Genomic DNA, 26,964 nt, shown 5'->3' on the forward strand with positions numbered 1-26,964 from the left:
ATGGCTACCACCACCCAGCCCGATGCCCAGCACCCCGTGGAGCTGGCCATCTCCGGCATGACCTGCGCCTCCTGCGTGGCGCGGGTCGAGAAGAAGCTGGCCAAGCTGCCCGGCGTCAGTGCGACGGTCAACCTGGCGACCGCGACGGCGCACGTCACGCGCGAGGATCCCGACGTCTCACAGGAGCAGCTGATCGCCGCCGTCGAGGCCATCGGTTACGGGGCCTCGACCATCCGCAGCGAGCAGGCGCAGGGGGAGGCCCAGACGGACGCCGAAGGTGGGCAGGTCAGCGGCCTGCGGCGGCGGCTGGCCGGCTCGGCGCTGCTGGGCCTGCCGGTCGTCCTGGTGTCGATGATTCCGGCTCTCCGGTTCGGCGGCTGGGAATGGTTCGCGTTGCTGCTGGCCACGCCGGTGGTCGCCTGGGGTGCCTGGCCCTTCCACCGGGCGGCCGCCGTCAATCTGAGGCACGGGTCGGCGACCATGGACACCCTGGTTTCGCTCGGCGTGCTGGCCGCCTACCTGTGGAGCGTCGGCGTCATCCTGGCCGGCGGCGAGCACCTGTACCTGGAGGTCGCGGTCGTCCTGACCGTCTTCCTGCTGGCCGGGCGCTTCTTCGAGGCCCGCGCCAAGCGGCGGGCCGGGGACGCGATCCGCGCCCTGATGGACCTCGGGGCCAAGGACGTGGCCGTGCTCCGCGACGGTACTGAAGTGCGCATAGCGGTCGAGGACCTGGTCGTCGGCGACCTGTTCCTCGTGCGGCCGGGAGAGAAGATCGCCACGGACGGCGAGGTCATCGACGGTGCCTCGGCGGTCGACGAATCCCTGCTGACCGGGGAGAGCATGCCGGTCGAGGTCCAGCCGGGCTCGGCGGTCACCGGCGCCACCGTCAACACCCACGGCCGACTGACCGTACGAGCCACCCGGATCGGCGCGGACACCAAACTGGCGCAGATCGCGGCGCTGGTGGAGCGTGCGCAGACGGGCAAGGCGGCGGTGCAGCGGCTGGCCGACCGGATCTCCGCCGTGTTCGTGCCTGTGGTCATCGCGCTCGCCGCGGGCACGTTCGGCGTGTGGATGCTTACCGGCGCCTCCGCCGCGACCGCGCTGACGGCGGCCATCGCCGTGGTCATCATCGCGTGCCCCTGCGCGCTGGGGCTGGCCACTCCCACCGCCCTGATGGTCGGTACGGGGCGTGGAGCCCAGCTCGGTCTGCTCATCAGCGGGCCGGAGGTGCTGGAGTCCACCCGCCGGATCGACACGGTCGTCCTGGACAAGACCGGCACCGTCACCGAGGGCCGGATGCGCCTGGTGGGGGTGGTCCCCGCCGACGGGGAGGACAAGGACGAGGTCCTGCGTCTGGCCGGCGCCCTGGAGGACGCGAGCGAGCACCCGATCGCCGCCGCGATCGCCCAGACCGCACGCGAGCTGCTCGGCACCCTGCCCCCGGTCACCGGCTTCGCCAACACGCAGGGCCGGGGCGTCAGCGGCACCGTCGAGGGCCGGACCATCCACGCGGGACGCGCGTCGTGGCTGGACGAGCAGCAGTCGACGGCCCTGCCCGGCGAACTGGCCCGGGCCAGAGACGCCGCGGAGGCCGAGGGCCGCACGGTGGTTTTCGCCGCCTGGGACGACCGCGTACGGGCCGCTCTGGTCGTCGCCGACACCGTCAAGGCAACGAGCGCCGAGGCCGTCGCTGACCTCAAGAGGCTCGGCCTCACGCCGATCCTGCTGACCGGCGACAACACCGCCGCGGCCCGCGCGGTAGCAGCCGAGGTCGGCATCGAGCGCGTCATCGCCGAGGTCCACCCCGAGGACAAGGTCGCCGAGGTCCGGCGGCTGCAGGAGCAGGGCCGCGTGGTGGCGATGGTCGGCGACGGCGTCAATGACGCCGCCGCCCTGGCCCAGGCCGACCTGGGACTGGCCATGGGCACCGGCACCGACGCCGCGATCGCCGCCTCCGACCTGACGCTCGTACGGGGCGACCTGCGGGCCTCCGGCGACGCCATCCGCCTCGCCCGCCGCACCCTCCGTACGATCAAGGCCAACCTGTTCTGGGCCTTCGCCTACAACGTCGCTGCCCTCCCGCTGGCCGCCCTCGGCCTGCTCAACCCGATGATCGCCGGCGCCGCGATGGCCTCCTCGTCCGTCTTCGTCGTCACCAACAGCCTCCGGCTGCGCAGCTTCCAGCCCCTGCATCGCTGACCCGCGGGTTCTGTGCTGAGCTGGAGATGTCCTCTGGCCCCGGCCATCCCCGGAGGTACCTACGCCATGCCTCGCGTCCGCCTGGCCCCGCCCGCGCCGACCGCGCCGGGAGTCCTCCTGCCCCGGCGCGACATGGCGGTCGCATGGACGCTGATGGTGCTGATCGCCGCGCTCGCCTGGGTGCTCACAGTCGGCCAGTCCCGGCACACGGAGATGGAGCCCGGCACCATGGGCCTGGCCCTGCCGCTGTTCCTGCTGCTGTGGGTGGTCATGATGGCGGCGATGATGCTGCCGTCGGTGGCACCCGTCGCCATCACCTGGGTGCAGGGCATCAGCCGCCGCTCCTCCGGCCCGGCCCGCGCACTGCACATCACCGAATTCGTGGGCGGCTACCTGCTCGCCTGGACCGGGTTCGGGCTGCTCGCGTACGGCGTGCTGGCCCTGATCGGGCCGGTCGTGGACAGCAATCCGCAGGCGGGCCGTTGGATCGGCGCGAGCGCGTTCCTTCTCGCGGGGCTGCACCAGTTCGGGCCGCTAAAGCGGGTCTGCCTGCGGCACTGCCGCAACCCGATGTTCCAGCTGATGCGGTACGCGCGCTTCCGCCCCTGGGTGAAGGACCTGCGGGTCGGGGCGCACCATGGCCTGTACTGCCTGGGCTGCTGCTGGGGTCTGATGCTGGTCTTGATCCCGCTCGGTGTCATGAACGTCGCGGCCATGGCGGGCGTGGCCGTGGTGATCTTCCTGGAGAAGCTGTGGCGGCGGGGCCCCTGGCTCACCTGGGCCGTAGGGATCGCCTTTCTCGTCCTGGCGGCTCTGGCTCCGTTCCAGGACTGGCTGCTGCCGGGCCTGGAGAACGCTCCGGAAATGGAGGAGATGGCCCGGAGGACGGGCCTGCTCTGAGCCGGGGCCCCGAAGCCGCCCGCCATGCGGCACGACGACAGCTGAGGAATCCGGCGCTGGAGACACAGAACGGCACCACGAAATTGACCGCCACGCGTACGGCAGTGGCCGCGCCTGCCTCGCCCGACGCGATGAGGGAGCCCTGGTTGACCAGGGACAGCACCATGCCGACGAGGATCGCGATCGGTACACACCGGGACAGCGACGTCCGCGAGAACACGGTGGACCACAGGCGCGGCTCCACGTGTGCGGGAGGAGACATCCACCACCCTCCTCCCGTGTGCGACGGACTGGCCGACTGCGCGCTACCCCCGCCCCATGGGCGCGCCCTCGGGCTGCTCGCTGGAGAAGGTGTAGTCGGACTTCTCTCCGTACTCCGGCTCGAAGGACAGGCCGAAGGCACTCGACGTGCCGGTCGTACGACCCAGGGTGAACTCCGGGGAGAATCCGAACATCGCGTTCTTCACCGTCGTAGGCCCGCCATCGGCACCGCGAAGAGGCTCGAACGCGAGCTCGGTCTTCCCGCCCACGCTGAGCCGGGGCTTCTCCCCGTCCGTCAGGGAGACACTCGCCCGCTCCACGCCCAGGTACTCGCCGTAGAACTGCGACAGTTCACCGAACGCACCGCCTTCGCGCCCGGACAGAACGCGCTCGAGCGCGTCGACTTGCTCGTCGCTGGCGCCCTCGTCGACGACGATGCCGACCTTCCAGTTCCCGGCCGTCAGGTTGGAGGGGAAGTGGTTGTAGAAGGCGAAGGTCACCCCGGACAAGTCAACGTCGTCCAGGCGCCCGTCCGCCACATGGAAGGCGGCGCACCCGAGGCATTCCTCGCGCCCTTGCGGGTCGTGCGGCTTCGCGTCGACGGCGCACCCGCAGACCATCGCGCATGAGCAACCAGCCAGATAGTTGCCCGAGATACTCCACGTCATGACTGCTCCCGATCGCTGGATAGGTTCCGCCGTCCGACGGGACGGACGGCGCCGGCATCGAGAGTGACGGGTGGGGAGCGCGCGGACCGCACGGCGGCCTTGCTGCAGGCCGTGGAGCCGGATCGGCCCCTGGCAGCGGCGTCGCATGTCACCCCACTGCCCATAACGGGGACTCTGTCCAGCGCGATGGCAGCAATCATCTTCGACTCGCCCCGGCAGGCGCTGTGGCGGCCTGCGGAGCCAGCCCTTCCCTTCAAGGCTAGGCGTACCTACGAGGCGTGTACAGATCGCCATCCACCCCGGCACGCCTCTGCTTTGCCCATCGCGTCAGCAGGGGGAAAGAAGAGGCCGCGCCAGCTGTACGCCTACGCCCGGCTCAGCCGCCACCCACAAGCGGGTCAGGTGCGGAGGGACACCCCGGCCTCCACGCGAAGAGCTGGCACGCCTTCAGGGGCACGATGCCTCTTGATCGCCTGCGCCAGGAGCAGTCGCGCCCCGACGGGCCGCCCGGTCTCCAGCCAACTCTTCAGGTACGGCCTGAGCAGTTGCGTTTGGAGTCTGACGCCCCCTCGGCCAGCACGCGGGTAGGCCGACATTCGGACAAAATGCACCCGATAGGGGACCTTCTTGGCCGGGTGGCCGGTTAGCGGTACGTTCTCTGCGATATCAACGACGGCAGGACGGAAGCCCGGTGAGACTCCGGCACGGTCGCGCCACTGTGTAGCCGGGCACTACCGCTTGAACAGCGGGACACGCCCAGTCAGTCAGACCCGATGGTCGTCGTCCGAGCTCCAACGTACGGGACGCGTTGTTCCCAAGGAGGTCCTGCCGCAATGGCTCAGTCCACCGCTGCCCCCGCTGTTTCCCCCGCCATAGGTTCCGACACGCCGCTGCCGGTGCGCGCGGTCCTGCCCTGGGCCGTCTTCGTCGGCCTTCTCATGATCGTGGCCCTGTACTTCGTCGGTGCCGAACAGGGCGCGACGGCCGTGTTCGCCGGCGAGGGTGTGCACGAGTGGGTGCACGACGGCCGCCACCTGCTCGGTTTCCCCTGCCACTGACCTCGTAGGGGAACGCCCTCATGCACACTGCAACTGTCAGAAACCTTCTGGTCCGCGGCATGATCGCGGGCCTGCTGGCCGGGCTGATCGCGTTCGCGCTCGCCTACGTGATCGGGGAACCGGCGGTCGAGGACTCGATCGCGCTGGAGCAGACACAATCCGCACCCGCCGGCCACGGGGAGCACGGCGCCGCCGCTGCCCCGGCCGAGGAAGAGGAGGAGTTGGTCAGCCGACCGGTGCAGTCCACCTTCGGCCTGGCGACGGGAACCCTTGTCTACGGCGTGGCGCTGGGTGGCATCGCCTCGCTGGTGTTCAGCTTCGCCTTCGGCCGGATCGGCAGGTTCAGCCCTCAGGCCACTGCCGCGCTCACCGCCGCGGGCGTGTTCACCACCGTGTACCTGGTGCCGTTCCTGAAGTATCCGGCTACTCCGCCCGCAGTCGGCAATCCCGACACCATCGGCAAGCGCACCACCCTGTTCTTCCTGATGATCCTCCTCAGCGTCCTGCTGGGTCTGGGTGCCGTGATCATCGGTAGGCGACTGGCGCCCCGCCTGGGCAACTGGAACGCCACGGTCGTGGCCGGGGCGGGCTTCGCCGTGGCTGTCACGTTGGCGTTCGTGTTCCTGCCGGACAACGGTGACGCGGTGAAGGAGACCTTCCCCGCCGCGCTGCTGTGGGAGTTCCGGATGGCCTCCCTCGCCATCCAGGCGGCGCTATGGGCGAGCTTCGGCTTGGTCTTCGGCGCACTGGCGACGCGTGTCCTCGCGGCCCGGCCGGGAGTGCGCGACGAAGCCACCGCAGGGGAGAGAGTCTCGTCGGCGCCCGCCGTCTGAGCTGTGCGTCGATCCGGCCTGAAGGGGTCCACCGGTTGCCCGGTGGACCCCTTCGTCCGTCCCGGCGAGGTGTTCCCGGCGGCGGCCCGGCCCAAAGGACCGGGCGGCTGAGTCGGGCCTGCCGTCGTCCCCGAGTCGCTGACGGGATACCCTGCGGGTGCTTCTCGGAGGCTGCGGCCTCCAAGATCGTCACGGCAGGTACTCCTCGAAAGCGTCCACATCATGGTCCCCTCGCGCTCCTCACGGTCGGCGTCGCCGACGCGTGGCGTGTTGCGCGGGGTGCGGGCGGGAGCCCTGGCCGCCCTGTGCGTCCTGTTGCCGGTAGTCGGTCACGTACTGTCCCAGGGCCACATGCCGCCCTGGATGATCGTCCTCGGGCTGGCGGGCGCCGCCGTACCCGGCGCGGTCCTCCTCACCCGGCGAAAGCTCTCCGACACCCAGCTGCTTGTCGCGCTCGCCGCCGCTCAGCTGGCGTACCACCTGGCCTACACCCTTCCCGGCGCCTGCGCCGCAGCGACCGACCCCGGCTGGCTGGCCTCCCAAGTCGAACACCTTCCGGTCACCGGGCCGCCGTCCGAGGTGCTCCTGGCCGGGCATGTGATCACGCTGGCGCTCGCCGCCAGGCTGTTGGGGTTGACCGAGCGACTGCTGTGGCGGAGCAAGCCATTGCTGAACGCGCTGCGCGGCCTGCTTCTGTTCGTGTGGCCGGTGCTGCGCACGGCGTATGGCCCGGATGCCGATTCGCGGTCGCTCGAGAACGGTGCTCTGCCCTCCTCCGCACTGGTGGAGCGGCTGCACTCCGGCCGGGCTCCGCCGAACCCCGGGCGTGGTGTGTCCTGCCGCGCCCCCCTCTCGCTGACCGGGCCGTGGCTCGCCGGTGGTCTCTGCATGCCGTAGTGGCGTAGGGCGGAGCTGCCGCGGGTTCGGCACTTCCGCTCCGGCTCGTCCGGGGTCCACAGAGAGATCTCCAGCTCACATGCATGCCTTTGGCCGGCGTGCCGCCCGTATGGCGGCACGCACCCTGGTCGTACCCCTCACCGCCGCCCTGGTCTGGGCGGCGGCCCCGCAGGCGTCGGCGCACACCGGCCTCCTCTCAAGCAGCCCCTCCGACGGGGCCACTGTCGACGCTCTGCCGTCCGACGTCCGGCTGACGTTCAGCGATGAGATGTCCCAGCAATACGCCAAGGTGGCTCTGACCGGCCCGGACGGCAGCCCGGCCGGTGAGGGTGAGCCGCGGGTCGAGGGGAAGAGCGCGACGCTGACGGTGAAGCCCGGCCTGCCTGCGGGCCGCTACACCGTCGGCTACCGGGTCGTCTCGGCCGATGGCCATCCCGTGGCCGGCTCGTACACCTTCACCGTCAAGGAGACGGCCGGCGCCACGCCGCCGCCTGCCTCCTCGCCGGCTTCTTCCGCCGCCGCCTCGCCGAGCACCTATGGCCCTGCGAGCCCGACCGCGTCGTCGCCGCAGGCGGGGTCGTCTAGGACCGGGGCGTCCAACCGCGGCGCACTGTCGGCCCTGGTGCTGGCGGGCGTGCTGATCATCGCGGGAGCCGGTGGCGCGGTGCTGCTGATGCGGCGGAAGAAGGCTCGGCATGACGGCTGACAACGCGCGTGTACCTCGCCCGCCGGTTGTGCTCGGCACGGCCGCCTTCGTGGCCGTGGCTGTGACCGCGCTGGCGATGTGGGCGGCCGGTGGGTCGGCCCAGCAGGTGCCGGGCATCGAGGACGCCGGGCCGCTGACGGAGTGGGGGCTGCCCATAGCCCGTATCGCTGCCGACGCCGCCGCCGTCGCCACCGTCGGCTTGTTGCTGCTGGCCGCGGTCCTGCTGCCGGGCGGCCGGCAGCTCGGTGACGGCCGTCTGCGGTACCTGACATGGGCAGCAGCGTCGGCAGCCGTGTGGGCGCTGTCGTCCGCCGCGCTGCTCGTGTTCACCCTCTCCGACCTGTTCGCCCAGCCTGTGACCGCGATGCTGGATCCCGCAATCGTGGCGGACTTCGTCATCACCGACGCGCAGGGCCGCGCCTACGCGACGATGACGGCTGCCGGGCTGTTGCTGGCGACCGTCTGCATGGGCATCACCACGGTCCGGTGGGCGCGGGCCGCACTGGTGGTCGCGGTGGCAGGCGTACTGCCGCCCGCGTTCACCGGTCACTCCGCCGCCGCCGGAAACCATGACGCGGCGGTGATGAGCCTGGCCCTCCATGTGGCGGGCGTGGCCGTGTGGGTGGGCGGTCTGCTCTTCGTCCTGGTCGCAGCCCTTCGGCGCGAGGACGGGGCGGCGGTCGCGGCCCGCCGGTTCAGCCCGCTGGCAGGCGCGGCGTTCCTCGCCGTCGCCGCGAGCGGCCTGGTCAACGCCCTGGTCCGGCTCCCCGTCTCGGAGGTCCTGTTCACCAGTGCCTACGGCCGGATGGTCCTGGTCAAGACGGGCGCGCTGCTGCTACTCGGCGGGATCGGCTGGTGGCATCGGCGCCGGACCCTGCCCGCGGTCGCCGACGGAGCCCGGGGCCCGTTCATCCGGCTGGCGGCGGGCGAGCTGCTGGTCATGGCCGCCGCGATGGGGCTGGCCGTAGCCCTCTCCCGCACGCCCGCGCCCAGTGCCGGAGGCGGCTCGCTGTCGCCAGCGGAGGAGTTGCTGGGGTTCGCGATGCCGCCGGAGCTGGGCGGCTTCCCGTGGACCCCGCTGTTCACCCAGTGGCATTTCGACCCGCTGTTCGCCTTCGGTACCGGCGCCGCCGCCGTGCTGTACCTCGCCGGGGTGCGGAAGCTGCGGGCCCGGGGCGACGCGTGGCCGGTCGGGCGGACCATCGCCTGGATGCTGGGCCTGGCCGTCACCGTGGTCGCGACGATGAGCGGGCTCGCGGTGTACGGGAAGGTGATGTTCAGCGTCCACATGGGCCAGCACATGATCCTCGCGATGACCGTTCCGATCCTGCTCGTCCTCGGCGCGCCGGCCACCCTTGCCCTGCGAACCCTCCCGACCGCGGCCAAGGACGGTCCGGACGGGCCGCGCGAGGTGCTGATGCGGCTGCTACACAGCCGCTACGTCAAGGTTATTTCCCATCCCGCAGTGGCGGGCATCCTGTTCATCGGCAGCGCCTTCGCGGTCTACTACACGTCGCTGTTCGAGACCCTCATGCGCAGCCATCTCGGCCACATGGTGATGCTGATCCACTTCCTGGCGGTGGGCCTGCTGTTCTTCTGGGTGATCATCGGTATCGATCCGGGCCCCCGCCGGCCGCCGCACCTGGGCCGCCTCTTCGTACTGATGCTGACCATGCCGTTCCACTCGTGGTTCAGTATCTCCCTGATGAGCTCCACCGGCCTCCTCGCCGAGGACTGGTGGACGACGGTGGCCCGCTCCTGGGGCCCTTCACTCGCCGATGACCAGTACAACGCCGGCGCGATCGCCTGGGCCACCGGCGACATCCCCGTGCTGATCACCACGATCATCCTGGCCGCGCAGTGGGTACGCTCCGATGCCCGCGAGGCCCGCCGGGTCGACCGGCAGATCGACCGCGGCGACGCCAACGACCCGCTGGCCGCCTACAACGCTTACCTGGCCAGCCTGCACGCACGCGACCGCCGCGCCCCGCAAGCTGCCAAGGTCGCCGCCCAGGCAGGGCCGACGTCCCCCCAGAACGCAGGTGAGGAATCATGACGAAACTGAAGAAGAACCTCCTGGTCGCGGCCGCACTCGTGGCTGTCTTCGCCGGCGCCCTCGGCACGTTCGTGCTCGTCTCTTCCAAGGACTCGACCCCTGCCGCCGCGTCCGCCGACCCGGTGACCGACGCGCAGGTCGTGCGGGAGAACAGCCACCGGCTCACCACCCCGCAGCGCAGCGAACTGACGGTGGTGGAGTTCCTCGACTTCGAATGCGAGGCCTGCGGGGCGGTCCACCCGACCGTGGAGCGGCTGCGTGAGGAGTACAAGGACCGGGTCACCTTCATCGCCCGGTACTTCCCTATGCCCGGCCATCGCAACAGCCGTACCGCCGCCGTCGCCGTGGAAGCCGCAGCCCAGCAGGGCAAGTTCGAGCAGATGTACAGCAAGCTGTTCGCCACGCAGAAGGAGTGGGGTGAGCTGCAGGAGTCGAAGGCGGCCCTCTTCCGTACCTACGCCGGCGAACTCGGTCTGGACATGGCCAAGTACGACGCGGCGGTGAACACCCCGGCCACCGAGGACCGGGTACGCGCAGACCAGAGGGACGGCATGGGCTTGAACGTGCAGGGCACACCCACCTTCTTCATCGACGGGAAGAAGGTCGCCACGCCGCGCACGTACGAGGCGTTCAGGGCACTCATCGACGAACGGCTCGCCAAATGAGCCGGACCGACGGGCGTCCGGTTCTTCCCCGGCTCACCGAGGGCGCCCGCAACTACCCGGCACACGCCGCCTCCCACGGCATTCAGCTGGCACCGCTGGCGGACGTCCACAGCCCGAAGGTCATGTTCATCGCGTGCTCCGACGCCCGACTGGTGCCCACGCTGATCACCGGGAGCCTGCCCGGAGAGGTGTTCGAGCTGCGCACCCACGGCGCAGTACTCCCACGCTTCGACCCCGAGCGCCCCTCGGGCGAAGCCCTGACGATCGAGTACGCGGTCGCCACCTTGAAGGTGACCGACATCGTCGTGTGCGGACACTCCCACTGCGACGTCGTCGACGTGGGCGTCACCGACGGCGTGCAGTCGGCAGAGGAGGCGGGTGCCCTGACCACGGGAGATTTCACCGCCGCCGGGCACAGCCACGTGGTGCGCCAGTTGGACGTCCTCAGCGACTACGCCTTCGTCGCCCCCCGCCTGGCCGACGGTTCCCTGCGCACCCACGGCTGGTACCACGAGCTCGAGACCGGCTCCACGCTCCGCTTCCGGCCGCACCTCAGCTCCTTCCTTCCGCTGTGAACACCGGCGGCCTTCTCACCCAACGAGGACTTCCTCCCATGACCTCACCCTCCGCACTCGCCTACGACGAGCGGCTCACGGCCCCGCGCACCTGGTGGCTCATCGCCGTCGCGGTCGGCATGGCCATGGCCCTGATCGTCTTCCCGTACGGCCCGCTGGCCGCGCTCGGCGGCTTTGCGGCCGGCACCGTGGTGACCTGCATGTGGGTCAGCGCCCAGGGTTCTTCCCGTATCCGCGTCACCGCCGATCAGCTCATCGCCGACGACGCCCGTATCCCGCTGAAGGCCCTGGGCGAGGCCCAGGTACTGGAAGGCGAGGAGGCACGGGCGTGGCGCACCTACAAGGCCGACATGCGGGCCCACATGATGATGCGCAGCTACATCACCACCGCGGTACGCGTCGAGGTGACCGACCCGGCCGATCCGACCCCGTACGTCTACCTGTCGACCCGCACTCCGCAGGCTCTGGCGGACGCCCTGAAAAACGCGGGCCGGAACGCCTGACCTACCCAGCGGTATACCGCCGGCCCGCCACCGTGACTAGGATCTGCCCACCATGACGACCATGCCGTCGCTCCCCTCGCCGCTCCGCCGCGGCCTGCGGGTTCGCGCGCTGCTGAGCTGGACGTGCTGCCTTGCCGCGCTCCTCCTCGCGCTGACGGTATGCCATCAGAGCGGGCCCCGGACGGGCGCCGGCTCCGTGCCGTCGGTATCCGCCGCGGCGAGTGCGCAGCCGCTCCCCTCCAGTGACGGGCAAGGGTGCGCGCATCACCGGTCCGGCAACCACTGCCTGACCGGGCTTCAGCACTTGCCCCAAAGCTACGTCCCACTGCCGGACGACACCGTGCTGCCGCCCGCCGCCCACTCCGTTTCCTCCGCAGTCCCCAGGGCGGGCCCCTCATCGGCCGATACGGCGCCCAGGCCGGGCGTCGATCTCCACGCACTGCAGGTCCAGCGGATCTAGGGCCGCTGCCGCACCCGCGTACCCGTGTACGCCCGGTGCGGCCTCCGGCCGCCCGATCCCACGCCCTGCAGCCGCCCCGTTTTCGGGGACGTAAGGAAGCCGACATGGCCCTGCCCAAGAAGTCCGCCGCAGCCGCGCGACGCGCGAAGCTCGACGAAGTACGCCGCGCCCAAGCTGCGCACGACCGCCGCATGAAGATCATCACTGTCGCCGTCTGCACGGCGATCTTCCTCGCGCTGGCCGGAACCACCACCTATTTCCTCGTCACCATCAAGGGTGAGGAGAAGAAGAAGGAGGCGGCCAAGTCCGCCCCCATCAGCGGGGAGCAGTCTTGGGACAAGCTCACCCAGAACCACGTCGCCCAGGCGGTGAACTACCCCATGACCCCTGCCGTCGGCGGCGACCACGCGCAGGCGTGGATGAACTGCAACGGCGACGTGTACGAAAAGGAGATCCGGCAGGAGAACGCCGTGCATGCTCTCGAGCACGGCGCCGTCTGGATCACCTACAGCGAAAAGGCCACGCCCGACGACGTCAAGAAGCTCACCGAACGGGTGAAGAAGACCCCGTACACGCTGATGAGCCCGCACTCGAAGCAGACCTCGCCGATCACGTTGTCCGCCTGGGGCAAGCAGGTCAGCGTCGACAGCGCCTCCGACCCGCGGTTGAACACCTTCCTCACCAAGTACATCCAGGGCCCCCAGACTCCCGAGCCCGGCGCGGCCTGCACGAACGGCCTGACAGCGTGAGCGGCGCCGCCGTTCGGCCGCGGTGGCTGGCGTGGGGTGCGGCCTGGCTGCTGCTCTGCGCGTTCGCGGCCGCCTTGGTGCTCGCGTCCCCTTCCGGAGGGGCAGCCACCGCAAGTCCGGATCCCGCGACGGCCGCCGACGCAGGCTTCGCCCGCGACATGGCCGTCCACCACCAGCAAGCCGTGGAGATGTCCTTCCTCGTCCGGGACAACACCGACGACGAGGCAGTACGGACCCTGGCCTACGACGTCATCAACACCCAGGCCAACCAGCGCGGCATGATGCTCGGCTGGCTGGACATGTGGCAGGCCCCCAAAGTCTCCGCAGACGGGGCGATGACGTGGATGGACGGCCACAGCGGCGGCATGGCGGTCACCGAGATGCCCGGCATGGCCACCCGTGAACAGCTGGACCGGCTGAAGGCGGCGAAGGGGCGTGATGCCGAAGTCCTCTACCTGCAGTTGATGATCCCCCACCACCAGGGCGGGGTCGCCATGGCCGAGGCCGCGGAGAAGCAAGCGAAGAATCCGCAGGTCAAGGCGCTTGCCGGAGGCATGGTGCGGGCACAGCAGTCTGAGATCGACCTCATGACGAGCATGCTCACCCAGCGCGACGCCACGGCGATGCCCGCGTCATCGGCGCCGGCACCCTCCACGCCCGTCCCACCGGCACACCACTGACCACCCGGGCGGGCCGCGCGTGCGGCCCGCCCGGCATCAGTGCGCACCTCGCCGACCCGTACTCCGTCCTGCTTCCGCATGCCCGAAAGCCATCATGAACCACCAACGCTCCCACCCGCACGGCCCGCCGATATCGCGTTGGGCACTGCTCCTCGCCGTTCCGCTGACCGCCCTGGCAGCCGCGGGCTGCACCTCCGCACCCGATGAAGGCTCCGCAGAGACGGCCGCCGACAAACAACTGCTGCAGATTCCCGCCGGCCGACGGACGCCCGCCCCGGACGTCAGAGGCGAATCCCTGACCGGTGAAGCACTCGCGCTCGCCGACCACCTCGGCAAGATCGTCGTGCTGAACGTCTGGGGGTCCTGGTGCGCCCCGTGCCGAGCCGAGGCCCCCCACTTGCAGAAGGTCTACCAGGACACCCACGATCAAGGCGTGGTCTTCCTGGGCATCAACACCCGTGACTCCACCCAAGGCAACGCGCTCGCCTTCGAGGAGACCTTCGGCATCACCTATCCGAGTCTGTGGGACCCGGACGGACGGCAGCTACTGAAGTTCAAGGGCACCGTCTCACCGTCGTCGATCCCCAGCACCGTCGTCGTGGACCGCAAAGGCCGTATCGCGGCCCGCGCGCTGAAGGCTCTGGACGAGCCGCAGCTCCGGGGCATGATCGACCCCCTGCTCAAGGAGGGCTGAGCCGTGCTGCTGTCGGCCGGTATCGAAACCACCGTACTCAGCGGGTCGCTGATGCTGGCGCTGCCGATCGCCGCACTCGCGGGAGCGGTGTCCTTCTTCTCCCCCTGCGTGCTGCCCCTGGTCCCCGGCTACCTCTCCTACGTGACGGGCATGAGCGGCGCAGACCTCGCCGAGGCCCGCCGCGGCCGGATCCTGGCCGGAACGCTGCTCTTCCTCGCGGGCTTCACCGCGGTCTTCGTCTCTTTCGGTGCCGCTTTCGGGTACGCGGGCAACGCGCTGCTCGAGTACCAGGAGCCGTTGATCCGCGCCATGGGCGGCCTGACCATCGCGATGGGGCTGTCCTTCCTTGGCGTGCTGCCGGGCATGAGCCGGGAATGGCGCCTGCACCGGCGCCCCGCCGCCGGACTGGTCGGGGCGCCCATGCTCGGCGTCCTGTTCGGCCTCGGATGGACCCCCTGCATCGGACCGACCCTCGGCGCCGTACAGGCACTGGCCTTCAGCGAAGCCAGCGCCGCGCGCGGCGCGATCCTGACCGTCGCGTACTGTGCCGGACTGGGTCTGCCCTTCCTTGCCGCCGGTCTGGCGTTCCGCAAGGCGTTGGGCTTCTTCGACTGGATCAAGGCCCGGTACCAATGGGTCATGCGTATCGGCGGCGGCATGATGATCGCCACGGGAGTGCTGATGGTGAGTGGAGTGTGGTCCTTCCTCATCCGCCAGATGCAGTCCTGGACTGTCGGATTCACCGTCGGTATCTGATCCCCTCACCAGCGTCACGTCAGCTTCCCTGCTCGCCGGCACGGCGACCCCCGACGATCGGACTCCTGTGCACTCCCGCTCCACGCGCCTCCGCTTCACAGCCGCCGCAGGCGCACTCTCCGCCGCCCTCTTCCTCTCGGGCTGCGGCACACCGACAGCACCCGCCACCGATGCAGCCGCACAGAAGGAAACGAAGTCGCCGTACAAAGGCACCGAGATCGACCAGCCATTCGACAAGCCGGACCTGCGCCTGACGGGCACCGACGGCCAGCCCTACGATCTGCGTCAGAAGACGGCCGGGCGCGCGACCTTGCTGTTCTTCGGCTACACCAACTGCCCTGATGTATGCCCCACCACCCTGGGAGACGTCTCGGTGGCCCTCCAGCGGCAGCCTCAGGAGATCCGCGACAAGATCGACGTCGTGTTCGTCACCACCGACCCGGCCCGCGACACCCCTGAGCAGCTCGGCAAGTGGCTCCAGGCATTCGGGGACCGTTTCACCGGCATGACGGGAGACCTCGTGCAGGTCAAGCAAGCCGCGAAGTCTCTCGGCGTCAGCGTGGAAGACCCGACCGTCCATCACGACGGCAAGGTCACTTCCTCGCACGGCACCCAGGTCCTGGCATTCCTTCCGACGGACAACAAGGCGCACGTCCTGTACACCAGCGGCACACCCACGGATTCCTTCATCAAGGACCTGCCTCTGCTGGCAGGCGGCGTGACGTCCAACCGATGACACGTGCGGGTGCCCCGGGGCGGGTTGCCTCCCCGGAGGGATGGCCGTCCTGGCACCTCTCGGAGCCAAGACGGCCATCGCTGCTCCAAGCCGACTTGCTACGGCGCTCCGCCGAACTGCGGACTTGGTACCGGCGCCCCCGTCCCGGGGGAGCGCGGCGGCCGAACCCGAATCCGCCGCCAGAAAGACGGCGGAACCGCCACAAGCCGCTTCCCACACGTTGAGCGTGCCGCTCCCGCTAGGCGCCGGCCCCGCGCTGCGTGAGCATGTCCGCCATCAGCTTCATCTCCGACCGCTGTCCTTCGACCATGCCTTGGGCGAGCCGTCGGACCACATCGGTCTCGGCTCGGTCCGCCGCGGCCTGGGCCATCTCCACCCCTCCCCGGTGATGGGCGGTGAGCAGACGCAGATAGAGGACCTCGGCCGCCTTGCTGCTGGCCGCACGCAACTCGTCGACCTGTGCATTCGTGGCCATACCCGGCATGAACGAGCCGTCACGCGCGTCGTGGTTCATGCCGCCGTGCCCCATCCACGCCATCGGCGGATCCTGTGAGGTCTTGGGTAGACCCCAGAGCTCAAGCCAGCCGAGCAGCATCCCGCGCTGGTTGGCTTGGGTGTTGATGACATCGAAGGCAAGCGTGCGGACGTCCTCGCTGCCGGCGCGATCACGGACGATGATCGACAGCTCGACTGCCTGCTGGTGATGGACGGCCATGTCACGGGCGAAGCCGGCGTCCACCGAGCTACTGCCGGGTGAGGAACTGCCGGGGCGGCTGATCAACAACGCGGCGGCGGCGAGGATCGCGAGGGCGATGACGGCGCCCACTGCGGCCGGCCACCAACCCCGTCGCCGTCGGTCTGCCGTCACGATGTCCTGCCACCCGTGCACGCGGCGCCGGGCTCGGGAGTCTGCGGGCCTTGGACGTATTTGTCGAGGAATTCCGCCACCCTCGCGTCCGATGCCTGTGCAACATTCAACTGGTGGCCCCACGCGGTCAGGGTGACGGGTGAGGACTGGCCCGGCGCGGGGCTCATCAGGGTGTACGGAGTCTTCGACACCCGCTCACTGAGCGCCTTCACGTCGTCGGAAGCCGCCTCGCTCGAGTACGTGACCCAGACGGCCCCGTGCTCGAGCGAGTGAACGGAGTTCTCCTCGGTCACCGACTTTTCGTAGACATCGCCGTTGCAGTTCTGCCAGACCGGGTGGTGGTCACCGCCGGCGGCGGGGGACATCGGATAGGCGACATCCCTGGTCACATGTTCCCGGCTCAGGTCGAGCCAGGTCTTCTCGCCCGCGACCGGGGCGGCTCTCGTCTTTTCGCTCTCGTTCGTGGAGGCGACGAGATACCAGCCAGCAGCGACGATGACCGCGAGTATGACCAGGGAGACCACGACCGTCATGAGTTTGCCCCGCCGTTCGCGGGCCCGCTCCGCACGGCGCAGCTCCTCGATCCGGGCACGGCGCGCGGCGGATGTGTCCTTTGGATCCTTGGAGCCCATGCCGTGTCCTCGTCCCTGCCGGCGTGATGAGGCGCGGCGGTGGTTTCGCAGGGTGCCGTGCGCTGGCGTCCGACGACAATCTGCGTGCGCCGGGGCGGTCGACTTGCTGGACTCCGAGGTGAGGGGGCTGGGGCTGCCCCGACGGCCTCTTCCATCGTAGAAACGAGTGCGGGTCGCCGCGACCGGGCCCGTTGGGCGGCCGGGGCTGCCATGCCGCTGTTCGGGGTCAGGGTTGTAATGGAGAGACGACAAGCGGGTTGCCCGCAGGGTACGAGGAGCGGCCATGGCGGCCATTGTTGTGGGGGTCGATGGTTCGCCCGCCGCTGATCAGGCTCTGCGCTGGGCGGCGGAAGAGGCAGCGCTGCGCAACGTTGCCCTCCGCGTGGTGCACTGCTGGTCCTTCCCGTACAGCGATGGTGAGACCGCTGTTCTGGCCGGTGAATCCGTACGGGAGCTGCTCCAGCGGGCGGCGGAGGACGTGCTGGACGTGGCTCTGCGCGCCGCCGGAACCGAGCCGGCGTCTGTGGAGCGGCGTGTCGTGCATGGCTCTCCCGCCGAGGTACTGATCGAGGAGGCCCGTGACGCCACCCTGCTGGTGGTCGGCTACCGAGGCCGGGGTGGTTTCGCCCGACTCCTGCTGGGGTCGGTCAGCCAGCAATGCGCCCAACACGCGCCCTGCCCCGTAGTGATCGTCCGGGGATAGGGCGGGGCCGGGCGCGTACCGGTGCTCAGAAAGCGGCGGGTTCCTCCGTGTGGTCGGCCGGCTCGACCTGGATGGTGGGGTGGGTGACCCGGTACCGCTCGGCGAGGATCTGGCGGCTCTGGTCCAGCACGGCATGCCAGTCGGCGCCGTCCTTGATCACTACGTGGGCCGAGGCGGCTTCCATGCCACTGGTGATGGTCCAGATGTGCAGGTCGTGGACCTGGTCGACCCCGGGAATCGCGGCGAGGTCCCGCTGGGCGGCATCAACGTCGATGTCGGGCGGGGCGACTTCCATGATGATGCGCAGGGCCTGGCGCATGAGCTTCCAGGTACGCGGCAGGATGAACAGGCCGATCGCGGCTCCGACGATCGGGTCGGCGTACTGGAAGCCGGTTGTCGCGATGACGATGGCTCCGATGATGACGCCGACCGAGCCGAGCATGTCGGCGAGCACTTCGAGGTAAGCGCCCTTAACGTTGAGGCTTTCCTTCGCGCCGGCGGTCAGCAGCCTGAAGGAGATCAGGTTGATGATCAGGCCGACCACGGCGACGATCAGCATCGGCACGCCCAGGACCTCGGGCGGATTGCGGAACCGCTCGAACGCCTCGTAGAGCACGTAGAAGGCCACACCGAACAGAAGCAGGCCGTTGATGATGGCGGCCAGGACCTCCAACCGGTAAGCGCCGTACGTGCGCTGGCCGGCAGCGGGGCGCTTGGCGAGGTGGATCGCGGAGAGCGCCAGCCCGAGCCCGAGGACGTCGGTGCCCATGTGGGCGGCGTCGCTGATCAGGGCCAGCGAGCCGGTCATGATGCCGGCCACGACCTCGACCACGGCGTAGGCGGCGGTGATTCCGAAGGCGATGGCCAACGGCTTCTGGTGGCGTTCGCCCGCGGTACCGATCCGAGGTCCGTGCGCGTGCGCGTCGCCGCTGTCCGGCCCGGGCGTGGAGCCGTGATCGTGGCCGTGTCCCATGTCGCTGTTCCTCCTGGTGTGTCTGGGTGCGCCCGGCGTTCAGCCTGGCAGTCCCGTTGCTCGTCGCGGCGAACGCCACAGCGTGTTGTTCGGTTCGCCCTCCGTCTGCGTCGTCGGAGGTGATGATGGGAGCCTGGATCGCGCGGTGAGGGGGCTGGGGCGTGGATTCGGTCGTGGTGGGCGGGGTGCGGATCGCGTATGAGAGATGCGGCGCGGGACAGCCGGTGGTGCTCGCGGGCGGGACGGGGATGCCGCCGGTGGCGTGGGAGTTCTGCGGGCTCCGGGACGCACTGGTGGGCGCCGGGTTCGAGGTGGTCACGTACGCGGCTCGCGGGGTGGCGCCCTCGGATGCCCCTGACGCCCCGTATTCGATGGCGGAGCTGGCAGGGGATCTAGCCGGGCTGCTGGATGTCCTGGAGCTGTCGCAGGTCGCGGTCGTCGGGTACTCGCTGGGCAGTTTCACCGCCGAACTGCTGGCCCGTACCCGGCCGGACCTGGTGCGCTCCGCGGTGCTGATGGCAGGTGCCGGGCCGATAACGGGCGTGGTGGACGCGGTGCTGGCCGCCGAGGCCGAACTGATCGCGACGACCGGGCATCTGCCGCCGGCGTTCATGCGCTTGCAGACGCTGCTGAGCACGCTGCCGCCCGCAGTACTGCGGGACGACGAGGAACAGGTACGTGGCTGGCTGGAGCTTCTCGGGGCCCAGGAGGACGTGTGGACCGCGCCCGCCGGTGCCGCCGGGCAATCCGCGGCGTCCGACGGATGGCTCCGCGACCCCACGCGCATGGCCGCACTCGCGGACGTGGACGTGCCCGTGCAGGTGCTGGCGTTCGAGCACGACCTGTACTTCCCGCCGCGCGCCGGAAAGATGGCGGCCGAGGCGCTCCCGTGCGGGGAGTTGGCGATGGTGTCCGGCGCCGCGCACGGCGGGCTGTTGACCCATCCCGTAGAGACCACCGCGGCCGTCCTCGCCTTCCTCGCCCGTCCCTGAGCGCCTTGCGCGATCAGGCGGCGATGGGAGACCGACGCCGCCCGACACCCGGGACGAAGCGCCCCGCCCGGGCCGTGTAGGCGTCGTACGCCACGCCGTGGACGTGCGCGAGGTACGGCTCCTCGACCACCCGGACCTGCAACTCGATGGCGATGACGAGAACACCCCACGTCAGTACGGCGATCAGGTTGGGCACCATGAGGGCGAGTCCGGCGGCCGTGACGACCATCGCCGTGAACACCGGGTTGCGCACGCCGGCGAAGATGCCGGAGGTGACCAGCTCGGTGCGCTCCCCGGCGTCCACGCCGACCCGCCACGACGAACCCATGGCGCTCTGCGCGGCCAAGGTGGCCGCGATGCCCGCCACCGCCACGATGAGACCCGCCCACCGCAGTGCATCTCCGCCGGCCCCGGGAAGCGGGGAGAGCCCGGCAAGCGATGCCACGGGAGCAGCTGCTCCGCCGACGAGGGCCAAGACGAACAGCAAACCGGCCCACCACGATGCCGAACCCGGCCTGCCCGAAATCCCGCGGAACCCGGCGTCCCCGGTACGGCGGTGCTGTACGAACGCCCGTACACCGAACGCGGTCACCGCCCATCCCGTGAAGAGGACCAGCGCCGTCCATGCCCAGGCGTTCATCTTGCGTCCTCCTTCTGCTCAGCGGAGCAGCACGCGTCGCCGGATCGGCTGCTGCCGCAGGTGTCTTGACCGGAAGCGGTAGGTGTTGCGGACGGGGACACCGGGGCGCAGCAGCCCTTGCCCTGCCATGCCTCGCGCCCTTCCTTGACGGCGATGGCAGCTATGACGAGGGCGGCGACCGGGTCGGCCCAGGTCCAGCCGAGCGTGGCGTTCAGGAGCAGCCCGGCCAGCACCACCGCGGACAGATACGTGCACAGCAGGGTCTGCTTGGAGTCGGCGACCGCGGAGGCCGAGCCGAGTTCTCGGCCCGCCCGGCGCTGGGCCGCGGACAGGAAGGGCATGACGGCCAGGGACAGGGCGGCCAGGACGATGCCGGGAATCGATGCCGCTGCCTCGCCGGTACCGGTCAGGGCCCGTACGGCGTCGACGGCGACGTACGCGGCCAGGGCGAAGAAGGAACAGGCGATGATCCGCAGGGCCCGCTGCTCGCGCGCTTCGCGCACGGCGTGGTCCCGGGCGGAGAACTGCCAGGCGACGGCGGCGGCCGAGGACACCTCGATCACGGAGTCGAGGCCGAATCCGATGAGAGCGGTCGACGAGGCGATCGTTCCGGCGGTGATCGCGACGATGCCTTCGACGACGTTGTAGGTGATCGTCGCCGCGACCAGCAGGCGTATTCGGCGTGCGAGCACCTCGCGACGTGCCGGGGAGGGGCCCAGGGTGAGGAAGGACATCAGCAGCAGTCCTTCTCGTCGGCGTCGGGGCAGGTGCGGTCCGCGGCCACGGTGACCACCGCGGTGCGCAGGTCGTCCAGGGCATGGCCGAGACGGGCGTCCGCGAGCTCGTAGCGGGTGCGGCGGCCTTCGGGGACGGCGACCACAAGACCGCAGTCGCGCAAGCAGGCAAGGTGGTTGGACAGGCGGGTGCGGGAGATGCCCAGCTCTTCGGCGAGGTCGGAGGGATGGGCCGGCGCCTTACGCAGTTCAAGCAGGAGGCGGCAGCGGATGGGGTCGGCCAGCGCGCGTCCGAACCGCGCCAGCACCTCGATGTCTTCGGCAATGTTCAGCACACCCTGAACAATACAGAGATTGATGGATTCAGGAAAGGCTGAACTGTGAAGTTAGTGCGGCGATCTCCCCGCGGCAGCAAGGGCAGAGACAGGGAGGTCCCGCGACGTAAAACGACAGGAGCGCCGGCGCGCCGGCGGTGCAGCTTCCCCTTGGTCCCGCCGAGAGCGGGACGGCGGCGAGCGCAGCGGCCAGTGGCCTTCGCCTTGCTCGGTATAGACGCCTGTCGCCGATGTTCATGCGACACAGGGCCGGGACGGCAGAGCCGCCACAGGTAGCAGCAGCGGCACGCGTACTGGACCGCGAACCGCTGCTGCATGCATGCACGCAAGCACTGCGCCGTTTTCAGCGTATGCCCGAGGAGGCAACCCTTCCACTTGAAGCGACGGGCGGGCGAGATAGACCCACCGTCGGAGCGATGGCCCGAGCGAACCACTCCACCAGACCACCCCATCGGCCACCCAGTGCAACGGAGGCATCACGGGGTGAGATGCCCTGTTGGCGTGCCGTGCTGCGCCAAAAGCCTGCCGCCCGTGTGGTCCCCGGATGCCCGAAGGGGATCTACAGCGAACTGGGGATAGGTGGTCGGGTGCAACTGGGGCAGGCCTGGCCGAAGTGCCCTGGTCAGCACGCCGCCTGACGGCACGGCAATTCGCCGCTCGGCTGGAGCGTGATCGCGGTAGCCCTCGTTGTGGGCTGCCTCACCCGCACCCAATCCGAAGCACCCAGAGCCTCCGTAGCAATCAAGCATCCAGGTCAGGCTACTCGGCCGAGATATCTCCGGCTCCAAGCGCTTGAGCGCCCTGCGCCGCGACCCAGGCCAGCAATTCCTCGATCCCGCGGTCAGCCGCGGCATTGGGCCCTGAACCGGGGCTCTCCTCCGGCGCTAGCATCAAACCTCGCTCAGAGCACCCGCTCTGACGCGGAACACCATGCATCAGCTCGAACGAGAGACGCAGCTCCTCGTCGGTGAGCGCGGCCATTTCTGCCGTCACGATCGCGCACATCCGCCGCCCATCCTCAGTCAGCCACTCGCGCTGCACCCACCGAACCACGGTTCCTCCCCATCCGAGGACAGGGAGGCAGATTACGCTCAGGACAGGGCGGGAGACCAGAGCGTTGGGCAGCCGGGAGGTCATCCGCCGTCGTTCGGGGAAGAGGTCGGACGAACTGAAGGCTGGGACCGCCTTCTTAGCGGGTTCGGCACAAGTTTCGGCGGTGACGGGCCCGGCGGTGGGCTCAGGCGGCATGATGAGCGCGCCATGGTTGTGACGGAGCAATCACGCGTTCCCACCTGGTCAGCGTCGGCACCGGGCCGGGGCTGGCCGGGCGCCGCGCTCTTTGCCGGGATCAATGCCACGCTGGCGGCGGTCGGCCACCATCTGGCATCGGAAGAGCCGGTGGCGTGGGTGAGGCTGGCGTCGGTGGCGGCCGGGGTGTTCATCGTCTCCGTGCCCGTCACCCGCCGTGCACGCGGACCGGCGGGTACTGTCTCGGCGACCTTGCTTGCACAGGCTGTGCTGCACCGAGGGATCGCCTTGCCGGGCCCTCACGCCACCCACGCGCCGATGAGCCATTCGGCCCACCATGCTCCCTGGCTCATGTTCGCCGCGCATGTGGCCGCGGCGCTGACGGTGGCGTCCCTGCTGCACTGGGCCGACCACCGGCTGCGTGGGCTGTCCGTCGTACTGGTCAGGTGGGCATTGGCCACCGCAGCGGCGCTCTCGCGCGCGGCCCGATCCCTGCCCGGTTGTTCTCTCCGGGCGCCCCTGCGGGTCGCATACTCGCCCGTGGCGGCGCCCCGATGTCCGGCGGCGGTGGCGCAGTTGGTGCACGTGGTCGTCAGGCGAGGACCACCGGGGGTCGGCCCCTCCGGCGTCCCCGACCTTTCCGTGGCGCGGCAGCCTGCGTTTCTGCGCCGCGCCCGCACCGAAATGAGAATCGCATCATGACCCGCTCACGCACTTCCCCGCGCGCCGCCCGCGTGGCTGCCGCCATCGCCATCGCTGCCGCTTTGGTGGTGGCCGGCGCCTCAACGGCCTTCGCCCACGCCGAGGTCACAGCCTCCGACGATCGGGCGCTGGCCGAGAACGTAACGCTCTCGTTCTCCTCGGAGGCAGAGTCCGATTCCGCTGGAATCAAGGAGCTGCGGATCGTCTTGCCCGCGGGGATCGCTCCAGGCTCGGTGGTCCTGAAAGAGGCCCCGGCGGGCTGGAAGTTCACCCCCACCCCTGACGGCTACTCGGTCGGCGGCACTGCCTTGAAGGCCGGTGAAGACGCCAAACACAGCGTCGTCGTACGGCAGCTGCCCGACGAGAAGTCGCTGGCTTTCAAGACGGTGGAGACGTATGGAGACGGCAAGGTGTCCCGCTGGATCGAGGTGCCCACGGGCGGCCAGAAGGTGGAGAACCCGGCACCCGTGCTCGACCTGAAGCCCGCCGCGCCGGACGCGAAGCCCGTCGTACCCAGCCCCAGCCCCAGCCCGACGCCGACCCCGGTCCAGACTTCGGCGGCGCCGACCCCGTCGTCGGTACCCAGCGCCTCCGCCTCCGTTAACAGCGCCGCTGAGAAGAAGGACGAGGGCGGCAGCACGGGTCTGGTCATCGGCATCCTCGTCGCCCTCGCACTCGGCGCCGGGGCAGCCGTGTGGTTCAAGCGCCGCAGCACCAACACCGGCTGAGCCGAAGGAGGGAAGCGGAGCCGGGCACCCCGCCGAGCGTGCCCGGTTCCTCTTCGCGGCTACACGCCCAGTACCTCCTTCGCGGGAGCGCGCAGGTGTCCGCCCCGGGCCAAGGCCGCGACCGCGACGGCGCACAGTCCACCGACGGCCGCGAGCAGGGCCCAGGGCGCGAAGGCAAGGCCGGCACCGCGCGCGGCGTCGAGCACGACACCGGTGGCGAGGTTTCCGAGGGTGATGCCGATTCCGCAGACGGTGTTGTAGAGGCCGTAGTGGGTGGCGACCCACCGCTCACGCGCCAGCGCGACGATGGTGTCCATCTCGAACGGGTACAGCACTGCCGTGGCCAGGGCCAGCGCAGCGGAGCATGCGAGCAGGGGCAGCACGGCGAGGACCGTGGACGGCCACCCTGCGGCCGGCGGCCAGGAGGAGCTCAGCAGTGGGGGCAGGAACGCGGCGCCCATCAGGGCCAGCCCCGCGACCAGGCACTGCTGCGGTGTCCAGGTGCGCTTGCACCATGCCGTGATGCGCAGTTGCCCGAACAGGGCGACCAGTCCCGAGACGACGAACAGGGCGCTGGTGCACGCCGTGCCCAGCGCTCCGTCGCCGGCCAGCCGTGCGGTTTCCAGTGGGAGGGCGAGGTAGATCTGGAAGGACAGGACGTAGGAGCCGGTCATGGCCGCCGCGAACAGCCAGAAGGGCTTGTTGCCGAGTACCGCCGTCGCCTGGGTGCGCAGAGACACCGGTTCGCCGGTGGGTCCGCCGCTCCGCTCAGGCAGGCGGCGGGTCTGCAAGACCGTCAGGGCCGCGAACAGTGCAGCGGCCACCAGGCACGTTACGGGGAACGAGACAGCGGTGAGAGCGAGTCCGAGCAGCGGGCCGAGCAGGATGCCGGTCTGGTAGAAGACGTTGAACAGCGCGAACGCCTCCACCCGCCGCTCCCCCGATTCGGCCGCGAGGTAGGCGCGCACCGCAGGGTTGAACAGCGCACCGGCCAGCCCGGTGGCCGCGGAGGCGGCGATCAGGGTGGGGAGGGTGTCGGCGAAGGCCAGAGCGGCGAATCCGACGGTGCGCAGGGCGCATCCGGCGACGATCAGCGGCTTGTAGCCGAGCCGGTCGGCAAGGGCGCCCCCGATGAGGAACATCCCTTGCTGGGAAAGGTTGCGGACGCCGAGGATCAGGCCGACCGCCCAGGCCGCCAGGGCGAGGGAGCTGGAGAGGTGTGCGGCGAGGTAGGGCATCAGCATGTAGAAGCCCAGGTTGATGGTGAGCTGGTTGATCAGGAGCAGCTGCACCGCCGGGTCGAAGGAACGGGCCTGCCGCCACACACCGGTCACCGGCCGGCTCCCATCTGGGGCGTGGAGGCCGTGGTGGTGCGGTGCAGAGGGTCGACGACGCGGGGGCAGCGCGTCCACGAGGTGACTTCACGCTCGCCGGGGTCCCCCAGGAAGTCCGGGGTTTCGGCGGGGCGGACGCCGAGGAGGTTGTTCGCGGCGCAGTAGTCGTCGTTGAAGACGGTGTCGAAGTAGCGGTGCGGGCCGTCGGGGAAGACGGCGACGATGCGTGTGTCCTTGGGGCTGGTCCGGGCGAGCCAGCCCGCAACGAGGGCGACGGCGCCGACGCTCCATCCGCCGGTGGCGTAGTGGCGGGAGGCCAGGGCGCGGGCGGCCCAGACGGCCTCGCCCGGGGCGACCCAGTGGACTTCGTTGAAGGCCGGGTAGTCGACGTTTCCGGGGTGGATGGAGGAGCCGAGACCCCTCATCAGCCTGCTGCGGGCGGGCTGACCGAAGATGGTGGAGCCGATCGTGTCGACGCCGACGAGCTGCAGCCCTGGCATGCGGGGGCGTAGGGCACGCGCGATACCCGCGGAATGACCGCCCGTACCGACCGCGCAGACCAGGATGTCGATGGTGTCGAGCGGCTCTGCCAGTTCGGCGGCGAGAGGCGCGTAGGCATCGACGTTGTCGGGGTTGTTGTACTGGTCCGGGCACCAGGCGGCCGGGTTCTCGGCGAGGAGTTCGGCCACCTTGTCCAGGCGCGCCTGCTGCCAGCCGCCCGTGGGGTGCGGCTCAGGTACGAGATGGACGTGCGCGCCGTGCGCGGCCAGCAGCCGGTCCATGATCGGTTCCATGCCGGGGTCGGTGACCACGTGGACGGGATGACCGTAGATGACGCCGGCGAGGGCAAGACCGAGACCAAGGGTGCCGGAGGTCGACTCCACGATGGGGGCGCCGGGTCGGAGTTCACCGCGCTCGCGGGCCTTCGCGACCATGTGCAGGGCCGCGCGGTCCTTGATGCCTCCCGGGTTGAAGCCTTCGAGCTTGGCCCAGAAGCCTTGCGGGGCGCGGGCGAAGGGTTCGTCGACGTAGAGCATCGGCGTCGAGCCGACTGCGGAGAGCAGGCTCGGGTTGCGGGCAGGCAGGGGTGAGGCGAGGTGCTTCATGAAGGTGCGGCTTCCTGTGCTCGGGCGCACCAGATCCCGCCCATGCCTGTCAGAGCAGGCGTGTGGCCAGGCAGCGCCCAGGGACATGCGGATGGCGGCGGCCCAGCCGGCCGTCCTTGTCAGGACGGAGGCAGGGCGGGCCCGGTCATCTGCGGTCCACGCACGACAGGTTCCGTGGATCGGGCCGGTTGAGGGCCACACTTGAGGCACGAGGAAGGGGACCGCTGAACAGCAACTCCGCAGAGTGGTCCGTGGCGGGCTCCAGGCCCGCGACGTGGCCCTCCTCGCCATCGGGCTTGTTGGCCGTGTGCTCTTCGACAGCCCGGTTTCCGGCGTGGCAGCCGCCGTCCACCGGGTCCACGGCGCGGGGCTGGCCGGCGGCGGCAATACCAGGAGCGGTCTGTGCGGACGAGACCGGCTGCATGGTGGACGCCAGCTGGTGATGTCCGGCCGAATCACACACCCCGAGCAACAGAATCAACGTGGCGCCGAGCAGGAGGCCGACGAGCCACCGCTCGTGCCTCACGCTCCGCAACAACCGTTCTCGATACCGCATCGTAACGTTAACGC

General features: G+C 70.0%; 30 protein-coding genes. 19 read left to right on the top strand and 11 right to left on the bottom strand.

Going from position 1 to position 26,964, the window contains the following annotated elements:
* Together OG764_RS06610 and OG764_RS06615 are read left to right on the top strand one after the other, a co-directional pair.
* On the top strand, positions 1-2,202 hold the full coding sequence (locus OG764_RS06610) for a heavy metal translocating P-type ATPase (protein WP_328967450.1): 2,202 nt from the start codon (positions 1-3) through the stop codon (positions 2,200-2,202).
* Positions 2,203-2,268: 66 nt separating this feature from the next.
* Positions 2,269-3,102: a DUF2182 domain-containing protein gene (locus OG764_RS06615; protein WP_328967451.1), complete on the top strand. Its 834-nt coding sequence runs from the start codon at positions 2,269-2,271 to the stop codon at positions 3,100-3,102.
* 305 nt (positions 3,103-3,407) lie between these two features.
* Here the strand turns inward: OG764_RS06615 and OG764_RS06620 are convergent, their stop codons facing one another.
* On the bottom strand, positions 3,408-4,031 hold the full coding sequence (locus tag OG764_RS06620) for a DUF1326 domain-containing protein (RefSeq protein ID WP_328967452.1): 624 nt from the start codon (positions 4,029-4,031) through the stop codon (positions 3,408-3,410).
* 833 nt (positions 4,032-4,864) lie between these two features.
* Here OG764_RS06620 and OG764_RS06625 point away from each other — a divergent pair.
* The 13 genes from OG764_RS06625 to OG764_RS06685 all read left to right on the top strand — a co-directional run bounded on the left by OG764_RS06625 (position 4,865) and on the right by OG764_RS06685 (position 15,399).
* Complete coding sequence (locus OG764_RS06625; protein WP_328967453.1) at positions 4,865-5,089, top strand: CbtB domain-containing protein; 225 nt, start codon at positions 4,865-4,867, stop codon at positions 5,087-5,089.
* 20 nt (positions 5,090-5,109) lie between these two features.
* Entirely contained in the window at positions 5,110-5,922 is an 813-nt protein-coding gene (locus OG764_RS06630) for a CbtA family protein (protein ID WP_328967454.1), read from the top strand.
* Positions 5,923-6,285: 363 nt separating this feature from the next.
* Entirely contained in the window at positions 6,286-6,819 is a 534-nt protein-coding gene (locus OG764_RS06635) for a hypothetical protein (RefSeq protein WP_328967455.1), read from the top strand.
* A 109-nt stretch (positions 6,820-6,928) separates the two neighbouring features.
* Entirely contained in the window at positions 6,929-7,525 is a 597-nt protein-coding gene (locus tag OG764_RS06640; RefSeq protein WP_328967456.1) for a copper resistance CopC family protein, read from the top strand.
* A complete protein-coding gene (locus OG764_RS06645; protein WP_328967457.1) occupies positions 7,515-9,581 on the top strand; it encodes a cytochrome c oxidase assembly protein in 2,067 nt (688 codons plus the stop codon). The genes OG764_RS06640 and OG764_RS06645 overlap by 11 nt, the downstream gene beginning before the upstream one ends.
* A complete protein-coding gene (locus OG764_RS06650; RefSeq protein ID WP_328967458.1) occupies positions 9,578-10,246 on the top strand; it encodes a DsbA family protein in 669 nt (222 codons plus the stop codon). Before OG764_RS06645 ends, OG764_RS06650 begins: the two co-directional genes overlap by 4 nt.
* Complete coding sequence (locus OG764_RS06655) at positions 10,243-10,821, top strand: carbonic anhydrase (protein WP_328967459.1); 579 nt, start codon at positions 10,243-10,245, stop codon at positions 10,819-10,821. The genes OG764_RS06650 and OG764_RS06655 overlap by 4 nt, the downstream gene beginning before the upstream one ends.
* Positions 10,822-10,859: 38 nt before the next feature.
* Positions 10,860-11,324 (top strand): DUF3093 domain-containing protein, encoded by a 465-nt coding sequence (locus tag OG764_RS06660; RefSeq protein ID WP_328967460.1) that lies wholly within the window; start codon positions 10,860-10,862, stop codon positions 11,322-11,324.
* 564 nt (positions 11,325-11,888) lie between these two features.
* Positions 11,889-12,533 carry a DUF3105 domain-containing protein gene (locus OG764_RS06665; protein WP_328967461.1) on the top strand — a complete coding sequence of 215 codons (645 nt, stop codon included), beginning with the start codon at positions 11,889-11,891 and terminating at the stop codon, positions 12,531-12,533.
* Positions 12,530-13,213: a DUF305 domain-containing protein gene (locus tag OG764_RS06670; protein WP_328967462.1), complete on the top strand. Its 684-nt coding sequence runs from the start codon at positions 12,530-12,532 to the stop codon at positions 13,211-13,213. The genes OG764_RS06665 and OG764_RS06670 overlap by 4 nt, the downstream gene beginning before the upstream one ends.
* A 94-nt stretch (positions 13,214-13,307) precedes the next feature.
* On the top strand, positions 13,308-13,907 hold the full coding sequence (locus OG764_RS06675; RefSeq protein WP_328967463.1) for a TlpA disulfide reductase family protein: 600 nt from the start codon (positions 13,308-13,310) through the stop codon (positions 13,905-13,907).
* A 3-nt stretch (positions 13,908-13,910) separates the two neighbouring features.
* On the top strand, positions 13,911-14,663 hold the full coding sequence (locus OG764_RS06680; protein WP_328967464.1) for a cytochrome c biogenesis CcdA family protein: 753 nt from the start codon (positions 13,911-13,913) through the stop codon (positions 14,661-14,663).
* A gap of 67 nt (positions 14,664-14,730) precedes the next feature.
* The gene (locus OG764_RS06685) at positions 14,731-15,399 is read left to right on the top strand and encodes an SCO family protein (RefSeq protein WP_328967465.1); all 669 of its coding nucleotides are present in this window, start codon (positions 14,731-14,733) and stop codon (positions 15,397-15,399) included.
* A 238-nt stretch (positions 15,400-15,637) separates the two neighbouring features.
* Here OG764_RS06685 and OG764_RS06690 read toward each other — a convergent pair whose 3' ends face one another.
* Both OG764_RS06690 and OG764_RS06695 read right to left on the bottom strand, forming a co-directional pair.
* Entirely contained in the window at positions 15,638-16,225 is a 588-nt protein-coding gene (locus tag OG764_RS06690) for a DUF305 domain-containing protein (protein ID WP_328967466.1), read from the bottom strand.
* 38 nt (positions 16,226-16,263) lie between these two features.
* Positions 16,264-16,899 carry a DUF3105 domain-containing protein gene (locus OG764_RS06695; protein ID WP_328967467.1) on the bottom strand — a complete coding sequence of 212 codons (636 nt, stop codon included), beginning with the start codon at positions 16,897-16,899 and terminating at the stop codon, positions 16,264-16,266.
* 283 nt (positions 16,900-17,182) lie between these two features.
* Here OG764_RS06695 and OG764_RS06700 point away from each other — a divergent pair, with 283 nt between their 5' ends.
* A complete protein-coding gene (locus OG764_RS06700; RefSeq protein ID WP_328967468.1) occupies positions 17,183-17,602 on the top strand; it encodes a universal stress protein in 420 nt (139 codons plus the stop codon).
* Between the two features lie 25 nt (positions 17,603-17,627).
* On the opposite strand, the gene OG764_RS06705 is transcribed toward OG764_RS06700, so the two are convergent.
* Positions 17,628-18,575: a cation diffusion facilitator family transporter gene (locus tag OG764_RS06705; RefSeq protein WP_328967469.1), complete on the bottom strand. Its 948-nt coding sequence runs from the start codon at positions 18,573-18,575 to the stop codon at positions 17,628-17,630.
* 161 nt (positions 18,576-18,736) lie between these two features.
* Between OG764_RS06705 and OG764_RS06710 the strand changes: the two genes are divergently transcribed.
* Complete coding sequence (locus tag OG764_RS06710; RefSeq protein ID WP_328967470.1) at positions 18,737-19,567, top strand: alpha/beta fold hydrolase; 831 nt, start codon at positions 18,737-18,739, stop codon at positions 19,565-19,567.
* A 13-nt stretch (positions 19,568-19,580) separates the two neighbouring features.
* On the opposite strand, the gene OG764_RS06715 is transcribed toward OG764_RS06710, so the two are convergent.
* The 4 genes from OG764_RS06715 to OG764_RS06730 all read right to left on the bottom strand — a co-directional run bounded on the left by OG764_RS06715 (position 19,581) and on the right by OG764_RS06730 (position 22,281).
* Positions 19,581-20,207, bottom strand: coding sequence for a methyltransferase family protein (locus OG764_RS06715; RefSeq protein ID WP_328967471.1), 627 nt, complete (start codon positions 20,205-20,207; stop codon positions 19,581-19,583).
* Positions 20,204-20,941, bottom strand: coding sequence for a cation transporter (locus tag OG764_RS06720; protein WP_328967472.1), 738 nt, complete (start codon positions 20,939-20,941; stop codon positions 20,204-20,206). The genes OG764_RS06715 and OG764_RS06720 overlap by 4 nt, the downstream gene beginning before the upstream one ends.
* Positions 20,941-21,276, bottom strand: a complete 336-nt coding sequence (locus OG764_RS06725) for an ArsR/SmtB family transcription factor (RefSeq protein WP_328967473.1) — start codon at positions 21,274-21,276, stop codon at positions 20,941-20,943. Before OG764_RS06725 ends, OG764_RS06720 begins: the two co-directional genes overlap by 1 nt.
* A 759-nt stretch (positions 21,277-22,035) precedes the next feature.
* A complete protein-coding gene (locus OG764_RS06730; protein WP_328967474.1) occupies positions 22,036-22,281 on the bottom strand; it encodes a hypothetical protein in 246 nt (81 codons plus the stop codon).
* A gap of 255 nt (positions 22,282-22,536) precedes the next feature.
* On the opposite strand from OG764_RS06730, the gene OG764_RS06735 reads away from it, so the two are divergent.
* On the top strand, positions 22,537-23,226 hold the full coding sequence (locus OG764_RS06735) for a hypothetical protein (RefSeq protein WP_328967475.1): 690 nt from the start codon (positions 22,537-22,539) through the stop codon (positions 23,224-23,226).
* Positions 23,223-23,954: a DUF1775 domain-containing protein gene (locus tag OG764_RS06740; RefSeq protein WP_328967476.1), complete on the top strand. Its 732-nt coding sequence runs from the start codon at positions 23,223-23,225 to the stop codon at positions 23,952-23,954. Before OG764_RS06735 ends, OG764_RS06740 begins: the two co-directional genes overlap by 4 nt.
* 59 nt (positions 23,955-24,013) lie before the next feature.
* Here the strand turns inward: OG764_RS06740 and OG764_RS06745 are convergent, their stop codons facing one another.
* The 3 genes from OG764_RS06745 to OG764_RS06755 form a co-directional block, all read right to left on the bottom strand.
* Positions 24,014-25,288, bottom strand: coding sequence for an MFS transporter (locus OG764_RS06745; protein ID WP_328967477.1), 1,275 nt, complete (start codon positions 25,286-25,288; stop codon positions 24,014-24,016).
* Complete coding sequence (locus OG764_RS06750) at positions 25,285-26,394, bottom strand: PLP-dependent cysteine synthase family protein (protein WP_328967478.1); 1,110 nt, start codon at positions 26,392-26,394, stop codon at positions 25,285-25,287. Before OG764_RS06750 ends, OG764_RS06745 begins: the two co-directional genes overlap by 4 nt.
* Before the next feature lie 145 nt (positions 26,395-26,539).
* Positions 26,540-26,920 carry a hypothetical protein gene (locus OG764_RS06755; RefSeq protein ID WP_328967479.1) on the bottom strand — a complete coding sequence of 127 codons (381 nt, stop codon included), beginning with the start codon at positions 26,918-26,920 and terminating at the stop codon, positions 26,540-26,542.
* Positions 26,921-26,964: the final 44 nt, after the last annotated feature.

The sequence above is a fragment of the Streptomyces sp. NBC_00239 genome, assembly GCF_036194065.1.
Lineage (GTDB): Bacteria > Actinomycetota > Actinomycetes > Streptomycetales > Streptomycetaceae > Streptomyces.

Coding starts and splice junctions, on each gene's coding strand:
- OG764_RS06610 (WP_328967450.1), top strand. CDS start 1: ATGGCTACCACCACCCAGCCCGATGCCCAGCACCCCGTGGAGCTGGCC.
- OG764_RS06615 (WP_328967451.1), top strand. CDS start 2,269: ATGCCTCGCGTCCGCCTGGCCCCGCCCGCGCCGACCGCGCCGGGAGTC.
- OG764_RS06620 (WP_328967452.1), bottom strand. CDS start 4,031: ATGACGTGGAGTATCTCGGGCAACTATCTGGCTGGTTGCTCATGCGCG.
- OG764_RS06625 (WP_328967453.1), top strand. CDS start 4,865: ATGGCTCAGTCCACCGCTGCCCCCGCTGTTTCCCCCGCCATAGGTTCC.
- OG764_RS06630 (WP_328967454.1), top strand. CDS start 5,110: ATGCACACTGCAACTGTCAGAAACCTTCTGGTCCGCGGCATGATCGCG.
- OG764_RS06635 (WP_328967455.1), top strand. CDS start 6,286: ATGATCGTCCTCGGGCTGGCGGGCGCCGCCGTACCCGGCGCGGTCCTC.
- OG764_RS06640 (WP_328967456.1), top strand. CDS start 6,929: ATGGCGGCACGCACCCTGGTCGTACCCCTCACCGCCGCCCTGGTCTGG.
- OG764_RS06645 (WP_328967457.1), top strand. CDS start 7,515: ATGACGGCTGACAACGCGCGTGTACCTCGCCCGCCGGTTGTGCTCGGC.
- OG764_RS06650 (WP_328967458.1), top strand. CDS start 9,578: ATGACGAAACTGAAGAAGAACCTCCTGGTCGCGGCCGCACTCGTGGCT.
- OG764_RS06655 (WP_328967459.1), top strand. CDS start 10,243: ATGAGCCGGACCGACGGGCGTCCGGTTCTTCCCCGGCTCACCGAGGGC.
- OG764_RS06660 (WP_328967460.1), top strand. CDS start 10,860: ATGACCTCACCCTCCGCACTCGCCTACGACGAGCGGCTCACGGCCCCG.
- OG764_RS06665 (WP_328967461.1), top strand. CDS start 11,889: ATGGCCCTGCCCAAGAAGTCCGCCGCAGCCGCGCGACGCGCGAAGCTC.
- OG764_RS06675 (WP_328967463.1), top strand. CDS start 13,308: ATGAACCACCAACGCTCCCACCCGCACGGCCCGCCGATATCGCGTTGG.
- OG764_RS06695 (WP_328967467.1), bottom strand. CDS start 16,899: ATGGGCTCCAAGGATCCAAAGGACACATCCGCCGCGCGCCGTGCCCGG.
- OG764_RS06700 (WP_328967468.1), top strand. CDS start 17,183: ATGGCGGCCATTGTTGTGGGGGTCGATGGTTCGCCCGCCGCTGATCAG.
- OG764_RS06705 (WP_328967469.1), bottom strand. CDS start 18,575: ATGGGACACGGCCACGATCACGGCTCCACGCCCGGGCCGGACAGCGGC.
- OG764_RS06715 (WP_328967471.1), bottom strand. CDS start 20,207: ATGAACGCCTGGGCATGGACGGCGCTGGTCCTCTTCACGGGATGGGCG.
- OG764_RS06720 (WP_328967472.1), bottom strand. CDS start 20,941: ATGTCCTTCCTCACCCTGGGCCCCTCCCCGGCACGTCGCGAGGTGCTC.
- OG764_RS06730 (WP_328967474.1), bottom strand. CDS start 22,281: ATGTGCGCGATCGTGACGGCAGAAATGGCCGCGCTCACCGACGAGGAG.
- OG764_RS06735 (WP_328967475.1), top strand. CDS start 22,537: ATGGTTGTGACGGAGCAATCACGCGTTCCCACCTGGTCAGCGTCGGCA.
- OG764_RS06740 (WP_328967476.1), top strand. CDS start 23,223: ATGACCCGCTCACGCACTTCCCCGCGCGCCGCCCGCGTGGCTGCCGCC.
- OG764_RS06750 (WP_328967478.1), bottom strand. CDS start 26,394: ATGAAGCACCTCGCCTCACCCCTGCCTGCCCGCAACCCGAGCCTGCTC.